The organism is Marinobacterium sp. xm-d-564 (assembly GCF_013283345.1).
Lineage (GTDB): Bacteria > Pseudomonadota > Gammaproteobacteria > Pseudomonadales > Balneatricaceae > Marinobacterium_E.
In genome coordinates, this window is record NZ_WBYO01000013.1 from 21,926 (window position 1) to 40,729 (window position 18,804).

Genomic DNA, 18,804 nt, shown 5'->3' on the forward strand with positions numbered 1-18,804 from the left:
TTCAATTAACTATCCAACATCCCCTGATGCACGATGAAGTCGATGATATCTTGCAGCCCTTTACCCTCTTTTAGATTGGTAAAGACCCAAGGTTTCTCGGGGCGCATTCGATTGGTATCCGACTCCATCACCGAGAGATCTGCACCGACGTAAGGGGCCAAATCGATCTTGTTGATCACCAACAGATCCGATTTAGTGATACCCGGTCCACCTTTACGAGGGATCTTTTCGCCCTCTGCCACATCGATGACGTAGATCGTAAGATCCGCCAACTCTGGGCTGAAGGTCGCACTGAGGTTATCACCGCCAGACTCAACAAAGACAAGGTCCAGTGTTTTATGTCGTTGCGCCAGCTCTTCAACTGCCGCTAGATTCATTGAGGCATCTTCACGAATGGCAGTATGCGGGCAACCACCCGTTTCTACACCAATGATGCGATCAGGCTCTAACGCTTCAGCGCGAGTCAAAATCTTTGCATCCTCTTGGGTGTAGATATCGTTGGTCACAACGGCAAGGTTGTAGTGATCTCGCATCGCTTTACACAACGCCTCGAGTAGTGCTGTTTTACCGGAACCTACTGGACCACCTACGCCAATTCGAAGTGGGGATTTATAGTCACTCATGACTGCTCCTAAGATCTAAATAATCGTGTGTATTGTGTTTCGTGTCGACTGCTTGCAATCGCTAATGCTGGCGTCACGCTACTGGGGTTTAATACCCTTTTCGATTGTTCAACTGACTGCTCTAATGAAGAGGCCATTCGTTGTAGCGTCTGCTGGCCTTGCGTCTGACCGAGTGGAATCAGCTTAACGCCAGCCATAACGGCATTCTCTAGCCAGCTCCACAGATAACCGGCAAACAGTTTATCCCGAGGGATTTGCCATTGATGCGCGGCAATCGCGATCCCTGCTAACTGCGTTCGCTGACAGGCCTCCAACAAGAGACCTTCTAGGTTTACATCCAACTGGGGAAGCAGGCGCGCTAACGCGGCCCCACGCTGCTTCTCTTCAAGACGAAGCTCTTTGGTTTCGCGCCAAGCGATCAACTCTTTTGTCAGTTGGTTAAATGCCTGTGCATCGGCTTCATCTAATGCGTTAAGCATACGATCCAGCATCGGTAGCTCAAGTGTCGTTAGGGAGTGATTTAACTGTCCTGTTAACCAGGCTTCAAATCGCTCTTGAGAGTCTACCCAGCCCGCTTCAACCGCCAACTCCAACCCTTGCGAGTAGGTGAATGCACCGACCGGCAGTGACGGACTGATCAGCTGAAAAAGACGAAGATCACTTAGCACGTTGCGCCTGTGCTTTGGTTTTAATACGGGTCGCTAGGGCCAGTGTTGCTGCGATGGAGCCAACAACGGCCAAAGAGAGTGCTGCATGCTCAACTGAGGAGAAGGCATGCCCCAAAGCTGAAGCCAAATTAGAGTGATCACCCGTATGAGCAAAGGCAGCAGTTGGGGCGATCATAAGAAGCGACAATAATTTAATGTTCATTGTATTAGGTTCCTGTTAAATACTTAATCTATAAAGAATTAATGTGAATGTTGATGATCATCTGAATGACTGTGTGAATGACTGTGCGAGTGTCCATGACTAGAACCACCATAAGCGCCAGCCTCAGGTTCAAACGGCAGTGACTCACAGGTCACTGCACCACCCAATCCAACCACCATGTCGTCCAACACATGGTCATGTTGGTAGCTGACATACTCATCATTGATCTCAAGCGGCACGTGCCGGTTACCCAGGTGATAACAGATACGTGATCTTAGAAGTGGGTCACTGGTTCTAACCACTGACAGAGGTTCAGCCGCGGCCTGCACTGTCACAACCACCCCGTCATCATTCGTTAACTGTTCGCCCCCACGAAGTATCTCCCCGCGTGGTAGATCCAAACCGGCCTCTGTACCATTAGAGAGCGTTACTCTCAGACGGCTGCGTATGCGCTGATCAATGGTCAACTCAAGGGTCAGATCGGTTTCAGCTGAATGGGACTCCAACTTTTTATTCAGTTTAATCATCTCGTTACTGTCTTACTTAAAATAGGAAATAGCGCTGCGCCATCGGCAATATTTCAGCCGGCTCACAGGTCAACGTCATGCCATCTGCAGTGACCTCATAGGTTTGAGGATCCACCTGAATATCGGGCTGCCAATCGTTATGAACCATCTGATCTTTGGTGGCGGTTCTACACCCTTTCACCACGCCGATCATAGACTGCAGACCAAGCTCTTCAGCCACTCCAGCAGCAACAGCTGCTTGAGATAGGAAGGTCATTGACGTGCTTTGAACCGCTTTACCAATGCTGGCAAACATTGGACGATAGTGAACAGGCTGAGGCGTTGGAATGGATGCATTAGGATCGCCCATAGGGGCCGTCGCGATCATACCCGCCTTCAACACCAGACTCGGTTTAGTGCCAAAGAAGGCTGGTTTCCACAACACCAGATCGGCCAGTTTACCGACCTCAATTGACCCCACTTCGTGTGAAATCCCGTGGGCGATGGCCGGGTTAATAGTGTATTTAGCAATGTAGCGTTTCAAACGATGGTTATCGTTGCGCTCAGAGTCCGCCTCTAAAGGGCCTCTCTGTACTTTCATCTTATGCGCAGTCTGCCAGGTACGAATGACAACTTCCCCAACTCGACCCATCGCTTGTGAATCTGATGAGATCATCGAAAAAGCGCCAAGATCGTGAAGGATATCCTCTGCGGCGATGGTTTCACGACGAATACGTGACTCTGCAAAGGCGACATCCTCAGCAATACTTGGATCTAGATGGTGACAAACCATTAGCATGTCGAGGTGCTCATCCACCGTATTAATGGTGTATGGACGTGTTGGATTGGTCGACGAAGGCAGCACATTTTTAAGCCCTGCAGCCTTGATGATATCTGGTGCGTGACCACCACCCGCTCCCTCTGTGTGGTAGGTGTGAATGACTCGGTCACCGATCGCATCCAGTGTCGCTTCGACAAAGCCTGATTCATTTAATGTGTCAGTATGAATCGCAACCTGAACATCGTATTTCTCTGCAACGCTCAGGCAGTTATCGATTGAAGCGGGCGTAGTGCCCCAATCTTCATGCAATTTAAGCCCGATAGCACCCGCTTCAACCTGCTCGATTAACGGCTCGGGAAGACTGGCGTTACCCTTACCTAAGAACCCGAAGTTCATTGGTAAAGAGTCTACTGCTTCCAGCATTCGAGCAATGTTCCATGCACCCGGTGTACAGGTGGTTGCATTAGTACCGGTGGCTGGACCTGTACCCCCACCGATCATCGTGGTGACACCTGAGCAGAGCGCTTCATCGACCTGCTGCGGACAGATAAAGTGAATGTGAGCATCAATCCCGCCAGCCGTTAGAATACTGCCTTCACCGGCAATCACTTCTGTGCTGGGACCAACGACAATATCAACATTAGGTTGGATATCAGGATTACCGGCTTTACCAATCGCAAAGATACGACCATCGCGAACAGCAACATCGGCTTTTACTATCCCCCAGTGATCAAGAATCAATGCATTGGTAATGACCAGATCCGGTGTATCAACACGGCAGGCTTGGCTCTGGCCCATACCATCACGGATAACCTTGCCGCCACCAAACTTAACCTCCTCACCGTAGGTCGTGTAATCCTTCTCGACCTCTAACCAGAGCTCGGTATCCGCTAAGCGAACACGGTCGCCTGTGGTTGGACCAAACATTTCTGCATACGCGGTGCGATCAATAACAGACATTCTGATCTCCTAATCCAATTGGCCACTGACTTTGGCTTGAAATCCATAAACAACGCGGTCACCAGTCAGTGCCACCAACTCGACCTCGCGCGATTGACCTGGTTCAAAACGGACCGCTGTTCCCGCGGCGATGTTTAGTCTAAAACCCCGTGCTTTTTCACGGTCAAAAATGAGGGCTTCATTGACCTCATAGAAGTGGTAGTGAGAGCCAATCTGAACCGGACGATCACCGGTGTTCGCGACGCTGACTTTGATGGTCTCTCGACCCTCATTAAGATTGATACTGCCCGCATCAACTTTGTATTCACCTGGAATCATTAAGCCACCTCTTAAACAATCGGTTCATGGACGGTGACCAATTTGGTTCCGTCAGGGAAGGTCGCTTCAACCTGAACGTCATGGATCATCTCAGGCACCCCCTCCATAACCTCTTCACGAGTCAGCAAGGTGCGGCCATAGTCCATCAATTCAGCAACCGTGCGACCATCGCGTGCCCCTTCCATCACTGCTGCACTGATGAGCGCAACCGCTTCGGGATAGTTCAATTTCAAACCACGATCTTTACGACGTTCAGCGAGCAGCGCTGCGGTGAATATCAGTAGTTTGTCTTTCTCTCTGGGTGTCAGTTCCATGATAGTTCCCTTAAGCGGTGTTCATGAGAGTTAATAAACTAGACTTAGCAAAATAGAGACCAGTTTTTATAAAAAGCCTAAAAATCGAATAAAATCGAACAAATAGCAGACATCATCTTGAAAAATTCAAAAAATCGACAACAAACAGAATAACCCAGCTGAATTTTTGGCAAAAAAAACGCACTCTTTGAGTGCGTTTTAGAATTAACTTGGCTCAGGTTGCCCAAATACGAGGCACTTCAGCCACTTTTCCAAGAGATAGAGGCCGAATGAGACGCCAAACGCTAGAAAAGAGGGAAATAACCTCTTGGCTCTGCTCTGAAATGGTGCGAACGACCAGTAGACCATCCATCAAGGTCGCGCCTGAAAGCGGATCATCTGACAGCAGCTGTTGAACCTGCTCTAGCAGATCCTGATCATCAACGGTCGCGACCATCGACGCATAACCTGACACCCCTTTTAAACCGATCGAACTGTCGATAAGGGAAGTCCCATCGGTTGCAAATCGATCGAACAGCACAGGTTCGCCGTCACGATAGATTCGCATCTCTGAACTTAACTGCCCGGTTTCAAAACGCTCTTCATTAGAGGGACGACCAAAGCAGTTGATCTCCCAGCCGATAAAATGAGCGCCCGTCTCTAAATGCACTTCGGTGACAATATGGGAAAGGGTGCCTGGGAAGAATATATTCTCCAGTGGCATCCACTCTAAAGAGCCGCCATGAGCGACCGTTAAGCGCTGAGAGACCTCTGCAACTGGACCGATAGAGCGATAAAACTTAGTCGCCCCTGGTGTTGTCAGTAGAACCTTAGCATCCTTGGAGACCTGCAAATCGATATTCAGGTCATCACCGGCCACCACACCTCCGGGGGGATGTAGCAGGTAGGTGTGGCATACCTCGCCTTCAGGATAAAAGGCGCGCTGTACCGCCAATGGTCCCTCCCGTTTGGAGTCCACCAAGCGCGTCTTATCACCGCGCAGTTGATAACCAAGCGTCAGTTCAGCATGCCACCCTTGGCGGCCAGTCAGTGCGTTCACAATATCCCTTAAACCGTTAGATACTTTGAAACCAATGTATCATCAAGTTGATCCATTGAGCCAGCAGCAACATTGCGCCCACGATCTAGCAGTGTGAAGACATCTCCGACTTTGCGAGCAAAAGGGAGCTTCTGCTCAACGAGCAGAACGGTCAGCCCAAGCTCTTGGTTCAATTGTCGAATAATATCCCCGATCTGCTGGACAATATTGGGCTGAATACCCTCAGTAGGCTCATCCAGGATCAACAATTTAGGATTGACCACGAGTGCTCGAGCAATGGCTAACTGTTGCTGTTGTCCACCACTCAAATCCCCACCACGACGAGCCAACATCTCTTTTAAAACGGGGAATAGATCAAAAATATAGTCCGGTATTTTGCGTGCGCCGCGTGGCAATACAGACAATCCGATCTGAAGATTCTCTTCAACGGTCATCAACGGAAAAATTTGACGACCCTGTGGTACATAACCAATACCAATGTTGGGGCGCTTTTCAACGCTAAGCTTGGAGATATCCTCGCCCATGAAACGAATCTCACCCTGTTTGATCTTGTTGTGCCCCATTACACAGTCCAACAGAGTCGTTTTGCCAACACCATTGCGCCCCATTAAGACACTGCACTCACCCTCTTGAACAGCAAGATCAAGATCCCAAAGGGTGTGGCTTTCACCGTAAAACTGATTCACTTTGTTAAGTTCAAGCATCCCACTACTCTCCAAGGTAGACCTGCTTCACGCGGTCATCATTCTGAACTTGATCCATGGTACCTTCGGCTAACACCGAACCCTGATGCAGTACGCTCACGGTGCGACCACCCTCGGCTAGGTTTCGAACGAACTCCATATCGTGTTCAACCACCACCACTGAGTGTTTACCGGCCAACGAGATCAGCAGCTCTGCGGTCTTGTCCATCTCTTGGTGAGTCATACCGGCGACGGGCTCGTCCACCAGAAGAAGTCGTGGCCGCTGCATTAACAGCATGCCGATCTCTAACCACTGCTTCTGTCCGTGGGACAGAGCGCCTGCCAGTTTAAAACTCTGTTCCGCCAAACCGATAAGCTGCTGCACATCGGCTATTCGGTCAGACTGTTCTGAGCTTAGCTTGGCAGTGTAAAGCGAGATGAAATCTCGATTTTGTGCCATCGCCAACTCCAGGTTGGCAAACACCGATAGGTTCTCAAACACCGTCGGTTTCTGGAACTTGCGCCCTATTCCTGCCTCAGCAATGGCCGGTTCATCCATGTTGAGCAGGTCAATCGTTTGACCAAAATAGGCGGTACCTGTATCGGGTTTTGTTTTACCGGTAATAATATCCATCATCGTCGTTTTGCCAGCACCATTTGGCCCGATGATGCAGCGTAACTCCCCATCTCGTATGTAGAGATTGAGATCATTAATCGCCTTAAAGCCATCAAAGCTAACCGATAACCCTTCCAGATAGAGAAGAATCTGTTTATCGACATTGAGTCGCTCACTCTGTGCGGCATTCACAATATCGAACACCTGATCACGACGCATAAACTCTTGCAGTGAGAATCCAGACATTAGACGCTCTCCTTTTTACGAATCAGTCCCACCACCCCTTTGGGTAAAAAGAGCGTGACTAGTACAAACAGACCACCCAGAGCGAACAGCCAAACATCGGGTAGCTCGACGGTAAAGTAAGATTTTGCATAGTTAATCAATAGCGCACCGATCACCGCGCCATAGAGCGAGGCACGACCACCCACCGCAACCCAGACCACGACCTCAATGGAGTTCAGAGGCGAAAATTCATTCGGGTTGATGATGCCCACTTGAGGCACGTAGAGTGCACCAGCGACGCCGGCAATCATGGCCGAGATCGTAAATACCCAGAGTTTTATGTTCTCCACTCGGTAACCCATAAAGCGAGCACGCGATTCAGAATCTCGCACTGCGACACAGGCTCTGCCCGCGCGGCTTTCAGTTAACGCACGACTGATCAAGTATCCGACCATTAAAGCCACAGCACTGGCAATAAAGAGCCCGATCTTGGTTGCATCATCAGACAGACTGAATCCGATAATGTCTTTAAAGTCGGTCAGGCCGTTGTTACCACCAAACCCCATCTCGTTACGATAAAACGCCAACATTAATGCGTAGGTTAACGCTTGAGTGATGATCGACAGGTAGACCCCTGAAACGCGTGAACGAAAAGCCAGAGCGCCAAAGACATAAGCCAGCAACCCTGGTACCAATAGGACCATTAAGGCTGCGAACCAGAACTGATCAAAACCGCTCCAGAACCAGGGAAGCTCCTGCCAGTTTAGGAAGACCATAAAGTCCGGCAGATCGGGATTCCCATAGACACCTCGATCACCAATTTGACGCATTAGGTACATACCCATTGCGTAGCCGCCCAGCGCAAAGAATGCCGCATGCCCTAGAGTAAGGATGCCCAAATAGCCCCAAACCAGATCGACAGCCACCGCTAGAAGCGCCAGCGTCAGGTATTTACCCAGTAAAGAAATGGTATAGGTCGGCACATGAAGAGCCGAATCCGCTGGCAGACTGTTCAGCACCGGAACCGCAACAATCAGAGCGATCAAGAGGCCAATAAGCCAACGTCCACCCTTATCATTTTTAAGAATCTGTAATAGAAACATCGAATTAACCCTCCGCTGCTCGACCGCGTTGTGGGAACAAGCCACGTGGACGTTTTTGGATAAAGAGGATGATGAACACAAGCACTAGAATTTTCGCTAACACTGCACCCGCCCAAGGCTCCATGACCTTGTTTGCCAGTCCTAAGCTCAAGCCTGCCACTAGCGTTCCCCAGAGGTTCCCTACACCACCAAAGACCACCACCATAAAGGAGTCGATGATGTAGGCCTGGCCTAAATTGGGCCCCACATTGGTCAGCTGTGAAAGCGCTACACCGGCCACACCGGCAACACCCGACCCCAAACCAAAGGTCATCGCATCAACCCACTCAGAGCGAACGCCCATAGCACGAGCCATCGCACGATTCTGTGATACCGCTCGCACCTGAAGACCCAAGCGGGTTCGCTTCATGACTAGCGACAGAGCAACAAAGACAAACAGACAGAAGAAGATGATGTAAAGACGACTCTCAGTCAGCGAGAGAAGTGGATTGATCTCAATAGAACCGGCCATCCATGAGGGTGTTTCAACACTACGGTTCAGTGGTGAGAAGATCGAGCGCACAGCTTGTTGTAATACCAGTGAGATACCGAAGGTCGCCAACAGCGTTTCCAGCGGTCGACCGTATAAGAAGCGAATCACACCTCGTTCAATCGCAATACCTACCAGACCAGAGACAACAAACGCTGCTGGAATGGCGACAAATAGGGAGTACTCAATCGAGTTAGGCATCAATAGTTGCACGACATAGGTCGTGTAGGCGCCGATCATGATCAGCTCACCATGGGCCATATTAATAACCCCCATCACACCAAAGGTGATGGCCAAGCCAATTCCAGCAAGTACCAATACCGACCCCAAACTGAGTCCAAAGTAGACAGTCTCAACACCCGAGTAGAAAGAGGCCTGATCTTGGTGAGTCTGTATAGCCTTATTAGCAGCCGCAACAAGCACCTCATCACTGGAGCGCTCAACAAACTGTGTCAGTGCCGCCAGAGCCGCGGGCTCAAGGGTATCCGCAAGTGTTGTAATGGCTTTCGCTGCTCGTGTTGTGTTATCACCGTTTAGGTCAGCCACAGCTAGCACGATATTAAAGGCCTCTAGAACAGAGGGATCGGATTCAGACTTGATGAGCTCACGCAATTGACCCACCACCTCTGGAGTTGCGGTTCCAATCAAATCCAGGGCAGCACTGCGTCGATCCGCTGGACTCTCTGCAAGCAGAGCCGCGGTTGAAAGCAGCGCACCAAATTCAGAGCGCAAAGTGTTATTGATACTGACACGTTTAAAGTGACGCTTATTGTCGATCACAACCAAACTGCCATCACGCAGCCTGATTGCCTCAGCCCCCTTTTCAGCCTTCTCAACTCGATAGAGCTGCTTCTCTTTTTTGTGGTAGTAGAGTTGGCTGTCGAGCATCAGTTGAACTAAGGATAGGGCCTCGCCTGAATCGGTAGCCATCCAGTCGCTAATAATGCGTGATTTTTCAGTAAACTTAGCTTTTGTCAGCTTCTCTTCGTACTGATTAAACTCAGCCTCGCCTGCTAGAACTGGCAGAGCAAGCAGCGAGATGATCAGCATCAGAGAGCTTAGAAGCGATTTTCTAACAGATCGCATCATAATGAGATTCCTTACAGGTGGAAAAAAGGCGGCAGTATCTGCCGCCTGGTCTTTTCTTGTTAAGAAAGATTAGAAGTTCTGACCAGAACAGGTTGCGGTTTTCACGTTGTAGTTCCCGCAAGAGAGTGGCTGGCGCCAGTCTGAGATAAGGTCTTTAGAACCCTCTAGGAAATCAGACCATGCATCACCAACCACCAAACCTGAAGTTGAAGAGACCACTTCAAATTGACCATCATCTTGGATCTCACCGATCAGAACCGGTTTAGAGATGTGGTGGTTTGGCATCATAGTGGATAGGCCACCTGTAAGGTTTGGTACAGAGACACCGATGAGAGCATCTTGGACAGCCGATGGATCCGTTGTACCAGCTTTTTCAACCGCTTTAGCCCACATGTTGAAGCCGATGTAGTGCGCTTCCATTGGGTCATTGGTTACACGATCTTCGTTACCAATGAATGAGTGCCAGTTCTCGATAAATTCATCGTTCACTTCACTATCAACGCTCATGAAGTAGTTCCAAGCAGCTAGGTGACCTACAAGCGGTCCAGTATCCATACCAGATAGCTCCTCTTCACCGACAGAGAAAGCAACCACTGGAATATCTTCAGAGCTGATGCCCTGTGAACCTAGCTCTTTGTAGAAAGGTACGTTGGCATCGCCGTTAATGGTAGAGACAACCGCAGTCTTCTTACCCGCTGAACCGAACTTTTTAATGTCCGATACAATCGACTGCCAATCAGAGTGACCGAATGGCGTGTAGTTCACCATGATGTCCTCTTCAGCAACACCCGCCGCTTTTAGGTAAGCATCCAAGATTTTGTTAGTTGTACGTGGGTAGACATAGTCAGTACCGGCTAGCACCCAACGCTCAACACCCAACTCGTTCATTAGGTAATCAACCGCTGGAATCGCCTGCTGGTTTGGCGCAGCACCTGTGTAGAAGACGTTTTTAGACGACTCTTCACCTTCATACTGAACTGGGTAGAACATGAGGCTGTCTAGCTCTTCAATAACCGGAAGAACCGATTTACGCGACACTGATGTCCAACAACCGAAGATCGCGTCCACCTTCTCTTTCTCAACTAGCTCACGTGCTTTCTCAGCAAACAGTGGCCAGTTAGACGCTGGGTCGACAACCACAGGCTCAAGTTGTTTACCTAGCAAACCGCCCTTCTTGTTCTGCTCTTCGATCAGCATCAGCATGGTGTCTTTCAGTGTTGTCTCACTGATCGCCATTGTGCCCGACAGTGAGTGAAGCACGCCCACTTTGATCGTATCAGCCGCCATTGCAAGATTCGTTGCAGAAACAGCTAAGGCTAGCGCAGCAGATTTAAACATAGTTGATTTAGACATCAGGGTCTTCTCCTTTGATTAGTAACCTAGATGTTTTTCTTATTGCAGAGTGCGTGCCAGTTTTTGAAATAGTCCGTAAATTAATTTTATTTATGTTTAAAAACAATAATATAAACAATTAATATTATTCTATTTGACGCATATGAAGAGATTTTACAGCGCACCATTAAGTGACATTTATGACAGAATTGCGCACCAAAAGATCGCAAAAGTAAATTTTTTAAGGGTATTTTGGTGCACTTGTTTAGGGTTGTGAGATTAGCCATATAGCGGCTGACAGGCGAGAACTCAACTACGGAGCTGCCGTGACTGGCTTCAGCCTGTCATCCGCAGTCAGAAACGATCGCCTCATCTACGATAAGGCTCCAACATCAACTCGGCACGCGAACCGTTGGAGCGGTCTTAAAAAGGCCGCGATTTTTAGCGATATAAATCGCCTCATCTTCGATAAGGCTCCAACATCAATTCAGCGTGCGAACCGTTGGAGCGGTCTTGAAAAGGCCGCGATTTTTACCGATATAAATCGCCTCATCTTCGATGAGGCTCCAACATCAATTCAGCGTGCGAACCGTTGGAGCGGTCTTGAAAAGGCCGCGATGCGTGCTGATAAAAATCGCCTCATCTGTGATAAGGCTCCAACTGAAAAGGCCCCATAAGGGGCCTTTGATCGATTAGAAAGGTAAGTTAAAAACTTACTCCTCTTCCTTCTTAGGATGAGGCATAAACAGGTTGAGTACGATGGCGCAGACTGCTGCTGGTAGTAGACCTGTTGTTAAAAGCGCCTTAACTGTACCGTCTAGGTGCTGAAGCGCTTCTGGAACCTGCATTAGACCCAGGCCAAGTGATAGTGATACTGCAAAGATCACCATGTTACGGCTGTTCCAATCCACATCAGCCAGCATCTTCATACCTGAAGAGGCAACCATGCCGAACATCACGATAACACCACCACCCAATACTTCGATTGGCACAGTAGAGATGAGAGCACCCACTTTAGGGATCAGACCACAAACGATCAGGAAGATCGCACCAATGGTTGCCACGTGACGACTCATCATACGCGTCATTGCGATCAGACCAACGTTTTGCGAGAAAGATGTATTTGGCAGTGCACCAGCTAGAGCAGATAGCGCTGTACCTAGACCGTCTGCATAAGTTGCGCCTTTGATCTCAGTATCAGTTGCTTCACGATCCGCACCACCTTTGGTGATACCCGATACGTCACCCACTGTCTCAATCGCAGAGATGAATGACATAAGTGCAATACCTATGATGGCACCTGCGCCGAACTCGATTCCGAATGGGAAGAGCTGTGGCAGCGCAAAGCTTGCAGCACGGCCGACGTTACCGAAGTTAACCATACCCATAAAGTAGGCCAGAACGTAACCTGCAATCAGACCGATCAATATAGCCGCTGAGCTGATCATGCCTTTACCGTAGAATTTCAGACCTAGGGTCACCACAATAACGGTACCAGCAACAGTCCAGTTCTCTAACGAACCAAACTCAGGCTTACCAATCGCCGGAACGCCACCTGCCGCGTACTGAATACCCACTTTAAGAAGTGACAAACCGATCATCAGCACGATCAGACCAGTTACCAATGGAGGCAAAGCAAAACGAAGGCGACCAATAAATGGCGCTAGCGCTGCTTGGAATAGACCACCGACTAGGACACCACCGGTCACCATAGCCATCGCTTCTACACCCTTACCCGCTACCAATGGGATAAGAATAGGAATGAATGCGAAACTGGTACCTTGCACAATCGGAAGACGTGCACCCACAGGGCCTGCACCAATTGTCTGAAGCAGTGTTGTAACACCCGCAAGGAGCATACACATCTGCATCATGTAGATCATGTTAGGGAAGTCAGGTGAATTTGAACCAAAGCCAAATCCCGCTGCACCCGCAACGATGATCGCTGGGGTTACGTTTGCGATAAACATCGCCAGTACGTGTTGAATGCCTAGCGGAATTGCTAGATGCATCGGTGGGGTGTAATTCGGGTCGCGCATCTGCGCTGCCGAAATCTTTTCATTGCTCATTATTGCCTCCAAACAACTGCTCAATGCAGCCTTCTTATTTTTGTTAGTACATCAAATGCCAACTTCACTAACCCATTGATATAAATGAATAAATCATTAACCAATAGGTCAGAAACTTAAGCTGTTGCACCTTTTATGTGCATCCAATTTAACTTGACGCACCGTTATGCGCCAGCTTTTTCAGCTCGGCGCCCAAACACCTTAGCCAAATTTCGGTTACCCGGTGACTCATCCAGAGCCAAACGCTCTTCAATATGATCTAGATGCTCACCCATTAAACGCTTCGCCTCCTCGGCATCACCTAGCTTCAGCGCATCCAGTAGACGACTGTGCTCATCAATGGCACAACGACTCCCCTCTTTGGCCTGATAGAGGGCGATGATTAATGAGGTTTGCGGTACCAGGGAGTGAAGAAACCCCTCCAGGGGTTTATTGCCAGAGAGGCGTGCTAACTCTAAATGGAATTCACCCGACAAACGAATGGCCGTGCCCTTGTCGGCTGCCGCACTGCTTTTATGCTCCTGCTCGATCAGATCATAGAGTTTCTTAAACTCGCCTTTGATCGAAGAGGCACGTTCTGCCACCCTCTCAACAATGGCTAACTCCATAAGACGACGAGCATCAAGAATCTGACGAGCATCCGAGACATCGGGTTCAGCAACAAAGGCACCGCGGTTGGGTTCAAAAACCGCAACACGCTCGTGCGCTAATCGACTGAGCGTGCGTCGTATAATGGTTCTAGATACACCAAAGATTTCACCCAAGGACTCCTCTTTCAGGCGAGTACCTGGCCAGAGCCGTTGCTCTAAAATAGCGTCAAAAATCTCCTCGTAGATATGCTGATCTTGAGTCTTAGATTTTTGACGTGTGGATTTAGGCTCAACCACTGTGAAAACTCTTACTTAGCTACCGCGGTAAGTTGAGTAACTGTAGGGCGAAATCAGAAGTGGTACATGGTAGTGCGCTTCTTCGTCAGCAATACCGAAACGGATAACAACCTGATCCAAAAAAGCAGGCTCAGCGAGCTCAGTGCCGCGACGTCTAAAGTAATCACCCGCCATGAAGTGCAACTCATAGACCCCTTTGACACACTCCCCCTTAGGAAGAATTGGAGAATCAACACGACCGTCGTCATTCGTCACTGCAGAAACCACTTCGATTAATTGCCCCTCTTCAACCTTAAAAAGGGTTAGCTCAATCCCTTCACCAGGACAACCGTTGGCAGTGTCTAAAACATGAGTTGTTAGATAACCGTTCATATGAAATCCTCAATATTGATTAATTATGTATACCGATTTGTATACATAAAATCTAACAAATAGAGCAATATTCGACTAAAGTCTATCGGATAATTGGCATTATCTGCATGATTAGAGCCTGTTTAATGCTTTTACGCTATTTACCTGACTGACAAATTGTATACAATCTGCTCATCAATATTGGAGTTTTAGGTATGAACAACTACCCTCGCGATCTGGTCGGTTACGGAAAGAATCCACCACACGCAGCTTGGCCGAATGAATCGCGCATTGCTCTCTCATTTGTACTCAACTACGAAGAGGGAGGCGAGCGCTGCATTCTTCATGGCGACTCAGAGTCTGAAGCCTTTCTTTCGGAAATGCCTTCCGCTGTCCCCTTCCCAGGTCAACGCCATATGAGTATGGAGTCGATCTATGAGTACGGAAGTCGCGCCGGTGTATGGCGCTTATTAGATACCTTCCAAAAACGGGATATCCCTCTGACCATTTTTGGTGTTGCGACTGCATTGGAACGCCACCCTGATGTCACCAAAGCGTTCGTTGATGCTGGATATGAGATCTGTTCACACGCTCTAAAATGGATTACCTACCAAGAGATGCCGATGGAGCAAGAGCGTCAAGAGATGCAGGAAGCCATTGAGATCATCGAGCGAGTAACCGGACAACGCCCACTGGGTTGGTACACCGGTCGAGATAGCCCCAACACTCGTCAGTTAGTCATGGAGGAAGGTGGATTCCTTTACGACTCCGACTCCTACGCTGATGACCTGCCCTACTGGGTCGATGGACCGAAAGGGAAACATCTCGTTGTCCCCTACACACTGGATACCAACGATATGCGTTTTGCGCAGGTGCAAGGCTTTAATACCGGAGAACACTTTTTCCAATACTTAAAAGACGCCTTTGATGTCCTCTACGCAGAGGGTGAGACATCCCCTAAAATGCTATCGATCGGCATGCACTGTCGTCTACTGGGTCGCCCTGGACGCATTGCTGCACTGCAACGTTTCTTGGATTACGTACAAAGTCATGACAAGGTCTGGTACGCACGTCGCATCGATATTGCCCGCCACTGGCATCAACACCACAAACCTGAGGCTTAATGATGAGTGTCACCTTTGCATTTGGCTCACCTAGCGAGCTAACAAAACAGGAATTCGTCACCAAATTTGGTGGCATCTATGAGCACTCCGCTTGGATTGCTGAACAAGCATTTGATCAAGGGATCACAGCAGAGCACGATCTCATTGATGCGCTTCACCACTTAATGGCCGACTGTTTCTTAAGTGCTAGCCATGAGGAGCAGCTCGGTGTCATTGTTGCCCACCCTGACTTAGCCGGCAAAGCGGCACGAGCAGGCAAACTAACGGCTGAATCGACGTCAGAACAGGCCAGCGCGGGTATCGATACGCTGACCGACGAGGAGTTTGCTCGATTTACCGAGCTCAATGATGCCTACAAAGCCAAATTCCAATTTCCATTTATCATGGCCGTTAAAGGGAGCAACAAACACGCAATCCTCTCTGGCTTTGAGGAGCGTATCAATAACACGCCAGAGCAAGAGTTTGCTCGAGCTTTAGCTGAAATTAATAAAATTGCCGCATTCCGTCTGGCTGATTTGTGAGGTTGTATAGATGAACGAACAGAAACTGAAACGCCTAGTTAACCTTGCAGATGCTCGCTTAGGAGCCAAAGCGACCTTTGTTACTGACGACTGGTTTGCTGAAGTGAATCGCATGCTAAATCCTGAACCCCCTGTCTGGAAAGAGGGTGTTTACGATGATGCTGGTAAGTGGATGGATGGCTGGGAATCACGCCGCAAGCGTTTTGAAGGCTATGACTACGCCGTTATTCGTCTTGGTGCACCGGGCATGATTCAAGCCCTAGAGATCAACACAAACTTCTTTACCGGAAACTTTCCTCCGTCAGCTTCTGTCGATGTCTGTTACTCGCCAGATCAGGATCCAGATGATAAAACTAAGTGGTACACACTGCTTCCATCGGTCGATCTTCAGGGCGATAGCGAACACCTATTTGAAGTGAACAACGATCAGCCTTGGTCTCACGTTCGCCTAAACATCTACCCAGACGGTGGCATTGCGCGTTTCCGAGTCTATGGACGTCCGTTTATCGACTGGGATTCGGTCGACAACTCACAAAGCATCGATCTAGTCTCGGCACTGAATGGCGGTTGTGCCCTATCCTGTAGTGATGAGCATTTCGGGAAAATGGGCAACCTAACCAATCCTGGCCGTGGCGTTAATATGGGTGATGGCTGGGAGACAGCACGCCGCCGCTCACCAGGCTATGACTGGGTCATTCTGGCATTAGGTAGTCCAGGGGTTGCAGAGGAGATCGAGATCGATACTGCTCACTTTAAAGGCAACTTCCCTGACAGCTGTGACATTCAAGCGGCCTATGTTCGTGGCGGTTCACCTGAACAGATCGCCACTCAGAGCCTATTTTGGAAAACACTCTTACCTAACCAGAAGCTAAGCGCCGACTCGATTCACAAATTTTCTGTAGATCCTGAGTTTGGACCGATTACTCACGTTAAGCTCAACATCCACCCAGATGGTGGTGTGTCGCGCTTAAGAGTCTTTGGTAAACCAACCCTTTAATAGGAGTGAATGATGAGATCTCTGACCATTGAACCGTTAACAAAAGAGGCTTTTGAACCTTTTGGCCAAGTAATCGAGACGGAAGGCTCTGATCACTTTCCTATTAACAATGGCTCAACTCAGCGGTTTCATCAATTGGCAACGGTTGAACTGAATCGCCAAGAGGACCAAGCCATTATCAGTATCTTCAAGGCAGATACCTTAAGTTACCCGCTCGAAATCAAGATGCTTGAGCGCCACCCTCAGGGGAGTCAAGCCTTCATCCCGATGGAGCGCCAACGCTTTCTGATCGTCGTCGCGCCACCTGCAGATCAGCCTAACCCAAACGATATTCGCGCTTTTATTAGCAACGGGCGTCAGGGTCTGAACTACGGTAAAGGGGTGTGGCATCACCCTATCCTAGCGCTAGAGAACGGCAGTGATTTTCTGATCGTTGACCGCAAAGGCGAAGGTAATAACTGCGACGAACACTTTTTTGCTGACGGAGAGATCACTCTTCTTGATGCAGATATCAATCATTTAAACGCTTAGAGGTCGATATGGATCCGCACTACACAGAATGGCTCAACCTACTGGTCCGCTGGATACACATGATCGTTGGTATCGCGTGGATTGGTGCCTCTTTCTACTTTGTCTGGTTGGAGAACAACCTAAACCGTAAGAGTCCTAGAGAGGGTCTATCGGGCGATCTATGGGCCATCCACGGTGGTGGTATCTACCATCTAGAGAAGTACAAACTTGCCCCGCCACAGATGCCGGAAAACCTACACTGGTTTAAATGGGAAGCGTACACCACCTTCCTCTCTGGTTTTACCTTGTTGGCAGTTGTCTACTACCTAAATGCCGAACTCTACCTACTCGCCCCTGGCTCAGGCCTAACTGCATGGGAAGGCATTGCGATCAGTATCGCGTCACTGATCGCAGGTTGGTTTATTTATGATTTCTTGTGTGAATCACCCTTAGGTAAACAACCGGCACTGCTTGGATTGGTTCTACTGATGCTGCTGATTATTGCGGCCTGGGCCTTTACGCAGGTGTTCAGTGGTCGCGCTGCCTACATTCACATCGGCGCCATTACCGGCACCATGATGGTGGGTAACGTATTCCGCGTCATCATGCCGGGACAGCGTGATCTGGTTGCAGCAATTAAAGAGGGTCGCGAACCTGATCCAACACAGCCCGCTCGTGCCCTACTTCGCTCTCGCCACAACAACTACCTGACGCTGCCAGTGCTGTTCATTATGATCAGCAACCACTACCCAAGCACTTATGGACATGAGTGGAACTGGGCCATCCTATTTGCGATTGCGTTGTTGAGTGTCGGTGTTCGCCACTACTTCAATACCCGCCACGAGAGTCAAAAATTTGCATGGACACTCCCCTTCGCGGCTCTGGGTATGATCTGCCTTGCTTATGTGACGCACCCTAATCGAGGTATGGAAGCTACCCTAAGCAGTAACAACGTCACCCTGGCGCAAGCGACTCAGATCGTCTATGAGCGCTGCACTAGCTGTCACGCTAAGAACCCAACCAGTGAGATGTTCACTGCTCCCCCTGCCGGTGTCATTCTGGAGACAGAAGAGGATGTTCTAATGAGCGCTGCACGCATTCATGCACAGTCTGTCGCGACTCAGGCGATGCCTTTAGGCAACCTAACGGGCATGCTACCGGAAGAGCGCGTCATGCTCGGGCAGTGGTTTAACGCTTTAGATAAATAGTCGAACAATGGGGTCAGACCGAAGGTCATATATGGTCCGTCCCGCGTTATGCAAGATAAAAGTACCAATGGTTAAGGTGAGCTGCAGTCATATATCCGGCTTTTGATGAAGATCTCTTTCTTCTAGCCCCAATGGATTCTGCATACTTC

Annotated in this window: 22 protein-coding genes; 6 read left to right on the top strand and 16 right to left on the bottom strand. The window is 49.2% G+C overall.

Annotation, left to right across the window (positions count from 1 at the left end):
* Positions 1-5 precede the first annotated feature (5 nt).
* The 13 genes from ureG to urtA form a co-directional block, all read right to left on the bottom strand.
* Positions 6-623 (bottom strand): urease accessory protein UreG, encoded by a 618-nt coding sequence (gene ureG, locus XMD564_RS10960; protein WP_173495512.1) that lies wholly within the window; start codon positions 621-623, stop codon positions 6-8.
* A gap of 8 nt (positions 624-631) precedes the next feature.
* Positions 632-1,291, bottom strand: a complete 660-nt coding sequence (locus XMD564_RS10965) for an urease accessory UreF family protein (protein WP_173508335.1) — start codon at positions 1,289-1,291, stop codon at positions 632-634.
* The gene (locus tag XMD564_RS10970; protein ID WP_173484038.1) at positions 1,281-1,493 is read right to left on the bottom strand and encodes a hypothetical protein; all 213 of its coding nucleotides are present in this window, start codon (positions 1,491-1,493) and stop codon (positions 1,281-1,283) included. Before XMD564_RS10970 ends, XMD564_RS10965 begins: the two co-directional genes overlap by 11 nt.
* A gap of 38 nt (positions 1,494-1,531) precedes the next feature.
* Positions 1,532-2,020, bottom strand: a complete 489-nt coding sequence (gene ureE, locus XMD564_RS10975) for an urease accessory protein UreE (RefSeq protein ID WP_173508336.1) — start codon at positions 2,018-2,020, stop codon at positions 1,532-1,534.
* 16 nt (positions 2,021-2,036) lie between these two features.
* Entirely contained in the window at positions 2,037-3,740 is a 1,704-nt protein-coding gene (ureC, locus tag XMD564_RS10980) for an urease subunit alpha (protein WP_173508337.1), read from the bottom strand.
* 9 nt (positions 3,741-3,749) lie between these two features.
* Positions 3,750-4,058 carry an urease subunit beta gene (locus tag XMD564_RS10985; RefSeq protein WP_173484040.1) on the bottom strand — a complete coding sequence of 103 codons (309 nt, stop codon included), beginning with the start codon at positions 4,056-4,058 and terminating at the stop codon, positions 3,750-3,752.
* 11 nt (positions 4,059-4,069) lie between these two features.
* Positions 4,070-4,372 carry an urease subunit gamma gene (gene ureA, locus XMD564_RS10990; RefSeq protein WP_173483649.1) on the bottom strand — a complete coding sequence of 101 codons (303 nt, stop codon included), beginning with the start codon at positions 4,370-4,372 and terminating at the stop codon, positions 4,070-4,072.
* A 214-nt stretch (positions 4,373-4,586) separates the two neighbouring features.
* Positions 4,587-5,411 (bottom strand): urease accessory protein UreD, encoded by an 825-nt coding sequence (locus XMD564_RS10995; protein ID WP_173508338.1) that lies wholly within the window; start codon positions 5,409-5,411, stop codon positions 4,587-4,589.
* 8 nt (positions 5,412-5,419) lie between these two features.
* Entirely contained in the window at positions 5,420-6,115 is a 696-nt protein-coding gene (urtE, locus tag XMD564_RS11000) for an urea ABC transporter ATP-binding subunit UrtE (RefSeq protein WP_173508339.1), read from the bottom strand.
* Between the two features lie 4 nt (positions 6,116-6,119).
* Positions 6,120-6,956 carry an urea ABC transporter ATP-binding protein UrtD gene (gene urtD / locus XMD564_RS11005; RefSeq protein WP_173483646.1) on the bottom strand — a complete coding sequence of 279 codons (837 nt, stop codon included), beginning with the start codon at positions 6,954-6,956 and terminating at the stop codon, positions 6,120-6,122.
* Complete coding sequence (gene urtC, locus XMD564_RS11010; protein WP_173484045.1) at positions 6,956-8,038, bottom strand: urea ABC transporter permease subunit UrtC; 1,083 nt, start codon at positions 8,036-8,038, stop codon at positions 6,956-6,958. Before urtC ends, urtD begins: the two co-directional genes overlap by 1 nt.
* A gap of 4 nt (positions 8,039-8,042) precedes the next feature.
* Positions 8,043-9,656: an urea ABC transporter permease subunit UrtB gene (urtB, locus tag XMD564_RS11015; protein ID WP_254445629.1), complete on the bottom strand. Its 1,614-nt coding sequence runs from the start codon at positions 9,654-9,656 to the stop codon at positions 8,043-8,045.
* A 69-nt stretch (positions 9,657-9,725) separates the two neighbouring features.
* Entirely contained in the window at positions 9,726-11,009 is a 1,284-nt protein-coding gene (gene urtA, locus XMD564_RS11020) for an urea ABC transporter substrate-binding protein (RefSeq protein WP_173483644.1), read from the bottom strand.
* A gap of 305 nt (positions 11,010-11,314) precedes the next feature.
* Here urtA and XMD564_RS11025 point away from each other — a divergent pair, with 305 nt between their 5' ends.
* A complete protein-coding gene (locus XMD564_RS11025; protein ID WP_173489183.1) occupies positions 11,315-11,665 on the top strand; it encodes a hypothetical protein in 351 nt (116 codons plus the stop codon).
* 36 nt (positions 11,666-11,701) lie between these two features.
* Here the strand turns inward: XMD564_RS11025 and XMD564_RS11030 are convergent, their stop codons facing one another.
* The 3 genes from XMD564_RS11030 to uraH all read right to left on the bottom strand — a co-directional run bounded on the left by XMD564_RS11030 (position 11,702) and on the right by uraH (position 14,316).
* Positions 11,702-13,057, bottom strand: a complete 1,356-nt coding sequence (locus XMD564_RS11030; protein ID WP_173495519.1) for a uracil-xanthine permease family protein — start codon at positions 13,055-13,057, stop codon at positions 11,702-11,704.
* Between the two features lie 164 nt (positions 13,058-13,221).
* Positions 13,222-13,944, bottom strand: coding sequence for a GntR family transcriptional regulator (locus tag XMD564_RS11445; RefSeq protein WP_173495520.1), 723 nt, complete (start codon positions 13,942-13,944; stop codon positions 13,222-13,224).
* 15 nt (positions 13,945-13,959) lie between these two features.
* Positions 13,960-14,316, bottom strand: coding sequence for a hydroxyisourate hydrolase (uraH, locus tag XMD564_RS11040; protein ID WP_173481079.1), 357 nt, complete (start codon positions 14,314-14,316; stop codon positions 13,960-13,962).
* 194 nt (positions 14,317-14,510) lie between these two features.
* Between uraH and puuE the strand changes: the two genes are divergently transcribed.
* From puuE to XMD564_RS11065, 5 genes are read left to right on the top strand one after another with little or no spacing between them, the layout of a single operon-like run.
* Positions 14,511-15,419 (top strand): allantoinase PuuE, encoded by a 909-nt coding sequence (gene puuE, locus XMD564_RS11045; RefSeq protein WP_173508340.1) that lies wholly within the window; start codon positions 14,511-14,513, stop codon positions 15,417-15,419.
* The gene (uraD, locus tag XMD564_RS11050; RefSeq protein ID WP_217363908.1) at positions 15,419-15,940 is read left to right on the top strand and encodes a 2-oxo-4-hydroxy-4-carboxy-5-ureidoimidazoline decarboxylase; all 522 of its coding nucleotides are present in this window, start codon (positions 15,419-15,421) and stop codon (positions 15,938-15,940) included. The genes puuE and uraD overlap by 1 nt, the downstream gene beginning before the upstream one ends.
* A gap of 10 nt (positions 15,941-15,950) precedes the next feature.
* Positions 15,951-16,937: an allantoicase gene (gene alc, locus XMD564_RS11055; RefSeq protein WP_173483640.1), complete on the top strand. Its 987-nt coding sequence runs from the start codon at positions 15,951-15,953 to the stop codon at positions 16,935-16,937.
* A gap of 12 nt (positions 16,938-16,949) precedes the next feature.
* Complete coding sequence (locus XMD564_RS11060; RefSeq protein WP_173483639.1) at positions 16,950-17,468, top strand: ureidoglycolate lyase; 519 nt, start codon at positions 16,950-16,952, stop codon at positions 17,466-17,468.
* Between the two features lie 8 nt (positions 17,469-17,476).
* Complete coding sequence (locus tag XMD564_RS11065; protein WP_173508341.1) at positions 17,477-18,655, top strand: urate hydroxylase PuuD; 1,179 nt, start codon at positions 17,477-17,479, stop codon at positions 18,653-18,655.
* Positions 18,656-18,804: the final 149 nt, after the last annotated feature.